The 6922-nt window shown below is 40.7% G+C and carries 7 protein-coding genes; all 7 read right to left on the bottom strand.

From position 1 onward, the window contains the following. Positions 1-136: 136 nt before the first annotated feature. Positions 137-1153, bottom strand: a complete 1017-nt coding sequence (locus AC4IFO_RS11975) for an MrpH family fimbial adhesin (RefSeq protein WP_490734632.1) — start codon at positions 1151-1153, stop codon at positions 137-139. A 78-nt stretch (positions 1154-1231) separates the two neighbouring features. After that, positions 1232-1768, bottom strand: coding sequence for a fimbrial protein (locus AC4IFO_RS11970; protein ID WP_490734630.1), 537 nt, complete (start codon positions 1766-1768; stop codon positions 1232-1234). A 10-nt stretch (positions 1769-1778) separates the two neighbouring features. Then, positions 1779-2294: a fimbrial protein gene (locus AC4IFO_RS11965; protein WP_490734628.1), complete on the bottom strand. Its 516-nt coding sequence runs from the start codon at positions 2292-2294 to the stop codon at positions 1779-1781. Further along, positions 2294-2824: a fimbrial protein gene (locus tag AC4IFO_RS11960; RefSeq protein WP_490734626.1), complete on the bottom strand. Its 531-nt coding sequence runs from the start codon at positions 2822-2824 to the stop codon at positions 2294-2296. The genes AC4IFO_RS11965 and AC4IFO_RS11960 overlap by 1 nt, the downstream gene beginning before the upstream one ends. Before the next feature lie 11 nt (positions 2825-2835). Further along, positions 2836-3462 (bottom strand): fimbrial protein, encoded by a 627-nt coding sequence (locus AC4IFO_RS11955; protein WP_490734624.1) that lies wholly within the window; start codon positions 3460-3462, stop codon positions 2836-2838. A gap of 54 nt (positions 3463-3516) precedes the next feature. Further along, entirely contained in the window at positions 3517-4263 is a 747-nt protein-coding gene (locus tag AC4IFO_RS11950) for a fimbria/pilus periplasmic chaperone (protein ID WP_272539460.1), read from the bottom strand. A gap of 90 nt (positions 4264-4353) precedes the next feature. Beyond that, positions 4354-6888 carry an outer membrane usher protein gene (locus tag AC4IFO_RS11945; RefSeq protein WP_490734622.1) on the bottom strand — a complete coding sequence of 845 codons (2535 nt, stop codon included), beginning with the start codon at positions 6886-6888 and terminating at the stop codon, positions 4354-4356. Positions 6889-6922 lie beyond the last annotated feature (34 nt).

Here is a 6922-nt window from a genome sequence, read left to right as displayed (position 1 = left end):
AACTATAAAACGCCCAATGAAGTTCATCGGGCGTTTTATGACTGAAAAGTTGTCAACCTATATCAGGACTAGTCATACACATTGCTTATGTGCTTTTTATTCAGCCTTTCCTTATCATTCACTCTACATAGTTGAATTAATACGCCTGCACAATAAGCACAATACTCGCTTCGTAATTACCAGCTTCAACATTTCCTGATTGCAATATAGACGTTTTAATCGTATTTATAGAAGTACCCGACTTATAACTTATCATTTTCTTAAAACCATCTTTATTACAACTACCATTGTCTGCGAAGCAGATTACCCCTGATAGCGCTTTACCTAGAGGAAATCGTAATCCATTTTGGGCCGAGCCATTTCCGCCTGAAAATGACATTGATACACTCGCGGGACCTGAGCAGCTTACCGTTACAGTATCTGTATTGGTACTTGAGGCCAAATCTTTAATCCCTACGACACCAAAATCAATGGTATTTGGCGTTTCTACATCACAATATACAGGGTCTGGCTCTGGCATCGGGGTTGATGGCCCAGATGACAAACAGGTTGGATCTACCGCGCGATTATCAATATATAAACAATATTTAAACTCACTGCCATAATGATTATCTTTTATTGCTTGAGTAGAAAACCCCCCTGTTGCTGTGGAGTAACCCCATGTGTTTCCTAATGAAAGGATATCTGCCCTACAATTTGAGCTGTTCTTGCTATAAACACCAGCTCCTTTTAACGTCATACCTACGACATTTCCGGCTTGCTGTGTCACCGACAGCCTAATATAACCTGAATAAGGCTCTAACCGCCACTCAATAGTACATGCACTGCTTTTATCGTACCAGGCACCCGGCTCAATATACGGAAAAACAATACTTTTTAGTAAGGTTGCTTGAGTATAGGTACATGTATAATTCCCTGTCTGCCCTGCCCCCCACCTTGGCAAATTAGCTCCCCAACACTGAGCAACTGAGCCGCTCCAAACACTGCACGTTTGAGGGTCACCAATACCACCAGCACCACAAACAACTCTAGCAGTATATTGGGTATTATGTACCCGCTGGTTTGCATCCCCTGTACTACTCCCCCAAGACCATATGGCAGCAGTAGAAATCTCAGGAATGAGAAGAAATAAAAAAAATAACACACGATACATATAAGAACTTCCATTAATCGTTAATTTTACTACTCTGATATTTCCAGCACTGCAGTAAATAAAAATTATCTAAAATGATTATTCATAACCTAAGGTATAGGTCATTGTTGCGCTGAAAAAGCCGGGAGTAATGGATTGGTTTGCTATTGCAGCGCTATCACCTTCGACATAAGCGCGCAGCCGGACGGTCGTTGTGCCATCATATAACCGATGGGCTAAGTAGGGCTTATCAGGATTAATCGGTAGCTTTACGCCACTCATCGTTTCAATACCAATAGCGGCACCAGAAGCCTCACTACTAGTATCGAAAGCGAGTAACCCTTCCGTGTTACTATTACCTGTAAACGTTGCAGTAATCCCACTCCCTAACGAAGTGCTACAATCTTTCAATACAAAATCAAATTCCACGCCCGTTGTACGTTTGTGTAAATACAGCTGTTTTGCGACTATATTCCCCATATCTAGCCCAATAATTTCAAATGAAGGCTCGACTGTGCAGGGCAGTGCGACCAAAGTGCCAGTGTACTCAATATTTTTCAGGTTATCTGACTGCGCAAATAGAGGTATGAAGCTAAGCCACATCAAATAACCTACGGTGTAATAACGTTTAGCCATCATTGCCTCTTTACGGATATAATATTTCAATGGTAGCTGATGCCGTAAAATCACCTTCTCGCAATGCCGCTGAGGGGCGATTATCTTTCACTGGAATAGCGGTTAATGGCAAATCTGCGGTATCATTGTTTGACATTATAATCTTCGTTCCAGTATTCGGCGGAATGACTGCCCCACCATGATATAAACGGATGCCTAACCCCGCGGGATAAGCCTGTACTGCGTTATTGTCAAAGGGGGACTTTATCCCTCTATACTCTAAATAGAGCAAAACGCCCTCCCCCAAACCATCTTCACAATTCACCTTTAAGGTGAATTTCTGTTGATAGTTTTCGCCATTAATTTTAGTAATCCCCATTTCTCCAAACTGGATTTTTATTGGTTGGTCTGGGCCATCGGGACCTGTTATATGACACGGCGGGTTCTTAATTAAATTACCTTTAATTTTAACGTCTACTGCATAGCTATTGAGTGAAACTAAGCCAGACAATATTAACCCGATCCCTCGAATATGATTCTTTTTCACTATTGATACTCCACACTCAAGGTTGCAGACGCATCTAGCTCACCGTCTTTGACTCCACCCGTTTGGCTTGTCACCGGAACGACACTCAATGTAGGCCTAGTTGCATAATTAAAATATTCCCATGCACCAAGGTTTAACAATGTGGTGCCAGCCTTGAAGCGCAAACCTAAATTGGGGTCTTGTGTTTTGAGTAAATTGGCATTAAAAGGACTAGAAGCCCCATCAAATTTTAATTTTAACTTTGGGTTTTGAGCCGAATCTTCACAATCAATGGTATAAGGAATGTCAGTTTCATACCGAACACCATCAATTTTTTTGATGGTTATATCCCCTAAATCAACTGTGATGGGTTGGTTGATACCACCATTCCCATAAATATCACACGTTTTTTCAACAACGGTTATTTTCACTTTTAATGTGTACGTTTCAGCGAATGCAATACTGGAACAAAAACACAACACGACCAAAAGCATGCCGTTTGCAACGCGATTAATGGCAAATAGAAAAGGTAAATTAAGCATTATTTTCATATTTCCCTCACTTACTCATACTGCATTTCAAAAGAAATCAAAGCTGAATAAGCCCCAGGCTGTAATAAACCTGTCTGTACAGGGGTGACATAAAATGTTAATTGGTTTTGATTAGGAGATAACCACTGCGGGCTACTTGCTTCGCCTATTGATAATAAGTCGCCCTTAGCAGTAGTTAATAATAACCCTAAACCACTAGCGCCATTAACCTTAACGACATTCGGCAAATTACCAGCTGTTGGCGCTAAAAAACGAATTTTTGCCGCAGGTTGATTCATGCTCCAAATAGATAAACCAGAACGTTTATTTTCTAATTTTGTGGGAGTGTCAACGCAGTCTTCTAATTCAATTTGAAATGGGACTGAACTGCCTTGACCATTTTGTTTCAAAGTCCCGATATCTAAATTCCCCATTTCTACCGTTTGATAACTCGATGCCATACCTAAGCGACATGGGCTTTCTGTTAATGAGCCGGAGACATAAACAACACCGTGTTGCCCATCAACATTCCAATTATCAACAGAACGATAAAGCGTAGAATTATTATTAGCAGCCCACATTGAAGTGACAACACTGCAACTTACCACAGCCGCAGTAAGGCCATATCGAAACCGATTTTTGCTTTTTAGGTCAATCATCTACTATTCCTTACTGTCTTTTAATATGCGTGCCAATATAGTGGTTCAAAGTGATTAATCATTGCTTTGGGAGACAACCTGACATGTTGTTGTTTGACAATTAAGCTGTAATGCAGGACGCCCACCAAAATCATTGATATACATAACTTGTGGGTTGTTCCCTAATTGGCTAGCCGTTAACCCTAATTTATCTTGTCCAAATGGCGCCACCATCACAGGTGTAAACTCTTGCCCATTCACAGGCTTACTATTTCCAACTGCATTGATAATAGTGATGTAATAAGGCGTTGGGTTTTTAACAATGACCTGTTCGCCTTGTTTTTCTAACGTTATTTTTTGCTGCCAAGGCGTTCCATTTTTTTCTGCTTGAATAGCTTTCGGACGATAAAACAGTTTCACTCGAGTTTGTAACGCAATTTGTAACGTATTTGGTTTGTCACTTTTAGGTGGAATTTCACGCATATTAAAATAAAACAGAGACTCTCTATCTTGAGGCAAATTAGCGATAGCAGGCAATGACTCAATTTTAACCTGACTTGATTTACCTGGCTCAAGGCGTTGAACAGGCGGTAACACAATCAATGGTGACTGTATTTTTTTACCCTCTTCATTTTCAATCCAAGCCTGTGCCAAATAAGGTAATTGTTTATTGTTATTAGAAATATTTAACGAGATGGATTTTTGTCCACCATCAAAAACAACGCGCGTTCTATCCATTGATATCGCCGCTTGTGCTGCGCTGCTTAAAAGAATTAAACTCATAACACTGGCTAATGAGTATAAGTATTTATTTGCTGTCATGGTATTTCACCTTTCAAATGGTTCGGTCATTACACTAAGTCGTTTTATGGGTGTTCAATAATAAGTACACCGTTATTTTCTATTTAATTTTTAGCGGGTTCTATTGACTAATACAGCCGCCTTATCTATTGGTATACATGGCAGCAGTAAAGCCTCCTGTTGCAAATCTATGCTTGCCGGAAATTGAATTTCACAGGCTTTATCCTCCCCCCAAGTGACTGTCATTGAGGTTTGTGGATTTATTCCACTGATATAAGTATTTCCTGCATCACCGACAATCCCTGTATTTTGCCCTTTACTATTGACAATCTGAGCACCAAATGGCGGGTAGCTACCATCTGATATACGCAATACAGTCATTGCTTTTTGACCTGAAACCACAGAAAAATGGCGATACCCTACAGCCCCTTCAGTTAAAGTTGCTTGTACCACCGATTGTTGAGCATCAACATCATCGGGTAAGGTGTTTAAATCAATTTGAGCTTTACTACGGTAGTAACTATTCACATCGCCAACGACCGCTTTACCAAAATGGTTCGATTCTATTGGTGCTTTAAAACTTTTAATCGGAACACCTGAAACACCATCCGTGTCTACTAATAAACGAGTTCCGCCCAGTGAGTTCATCCTATGTATTGCTCCACCCTCAGACGTTAACGTCATACCACCACTTGCTGTGACACCAAATGCACTATATTGGTTGTTCATGTAGCTGGCATTTGCCGTTATACGTGCGCTATCACCTTCATGGGTGACAAATGCACTCCCCATTCCCCCTTTTTTATTGCTACCCGCACTCAATTGGTAAGTTGTACGATCATCAATACGGTCGAAATAGGTGGCTCTATTGGTAGTATCGTAATGGCTGTTACTTATTGAATAACCAACGCTAGCGCCATTACTTAACGGTATTGAAGTAGACAAATAGATGCTGTCATCATTTACCCCGTTATAAACACTGCGGTTAGCAGACAGCGTGAAGCTAATATTTTTTAATGAACCAAGGTCCATATACTTAGAAAGCATAATGCTGTAATAGTCATTATCTGGCTGCTCCCAATAGGTTTGGTGGCTGTAGTTCAAATAAACAGACATTCCAATATCAGCAAAATTTTTGTTTAAGGAAACGGTATATAATTCTTTGCTTCCCCCTGAACGCTCTCCTGTTTTTCTTGCATTTAGAAAGTCAGACATCGTCATAAAATCACGTTCAGAAAAACGATAACCCGCAAATTGGATAGTGCTATCTATCTCATCAAAACGTTTTGAATAGTTAACACGATACGAGCTCCCCGTAAGCTGCCCGGTTTCTGGTAAACGCGCAAATGATTGAGTAACATCGAAAGATAAAGCACCAAAAACTAATAAATCGCGACCAACACCGAGTGATAACGCGTTATAGCGTTGACTGTTTAAACTTCCACCAAACAGTGACCAGCCGTTGTTCACTCCCCAAGAAAATTCACCTGTAGCAAAGTTATCTCCTTCACTATGGCGCTTATCATCTGTTGGTTGTCCTAACGCTAATTTATATTGAATTTGCCCCGGTCGTGTTAAATATGGCAAATTAGCCGTATCAACTTGAAACTCTTGAACGGTGCCATCTTGCTCTTTAACTGTTACATCCAACTTGCCACTCACCGCGTCACTTAAATCTTGAATTCGAAATGGTCCCGGCGCGACTTGCGTTTCATATAAAATACGACCTTGCTGGCTCACCGTTACGGTGGCATTAGTTTTCGCTATGCCCGTCACTTCCGGCGCATAGCCTCGCAAATTAGGAGGTAGCATATTGAGGTCTGAACGAATGCTTGCACCAATATAGCGAAATGAATCAAAAATATTAGAAACTAAATAATCTTCACCAAGTACTAATTTTGCAGCAACCGTTGGTAACGCACGATAGGCATAGAAGCGATCCCAATTGAAATCTTTTTGAGTTCCTTGAGAACGGCCCGCAGTATGGTTTACTCTTCCTTGCCAATCGGCACGAAAACGCCATGCACCAAGGTTAACGCCTGCAACACCATTACCATTTGCGCTGTGTGTATCTTTACCACCATTATATGAATGGTTAGAATTTGCGTTTAGATTGTAGTCCAATGTCAGCGCTGAAACTCCGTCATCCCAACGTGATGGAGGGTCCCAATTTGGTGCGGTATATTCAAGGTAAGCCTGAGGTAGGCTGACATATAAAGAAGAAGTGGATAAATCCCCACTAATTAGCATTCCAGGAAGGCTATTTTGCTCTAAGCACTGCCCATCATGCCACCACTTAACATCTTTCAACGCTGAAGCCGTTAAGCCTAGTTGTTGAACAATATCAGGAGATAAACACGCGATACTGCTATTAGGATCATTTTCAGCGAGATAAAAAGGCACTGAAATATCTGCAACTTGCTCGCTATTCACTTTTAATGCCAATGAATAGTTACCAGGCATAATATATCCAGCCTGTGAAAACTGTTCTAAATCGATGTTATTTTTGTCTTCTAAATCCAATACATCAGTATTGAACTGAATAGCTTGTGCTGCCCATATTGGCGTTAATACACCATATAATGACAACGCGATAGCTAAACTAAGCCCTGTAGGACGAAGAAATAAAGGTTGTGATGAAGACATGAATAATATCCCTAGAAATTAACGTCAGGAAAAA

The organism is Providencia sp. UF-224, assembly GCF_058245955.1.
The sequence above is the reverse complement of the archived record's forward strand: the minus strand, read 5'-3'. Positions and strand labels throughout refer to the sequence as shown.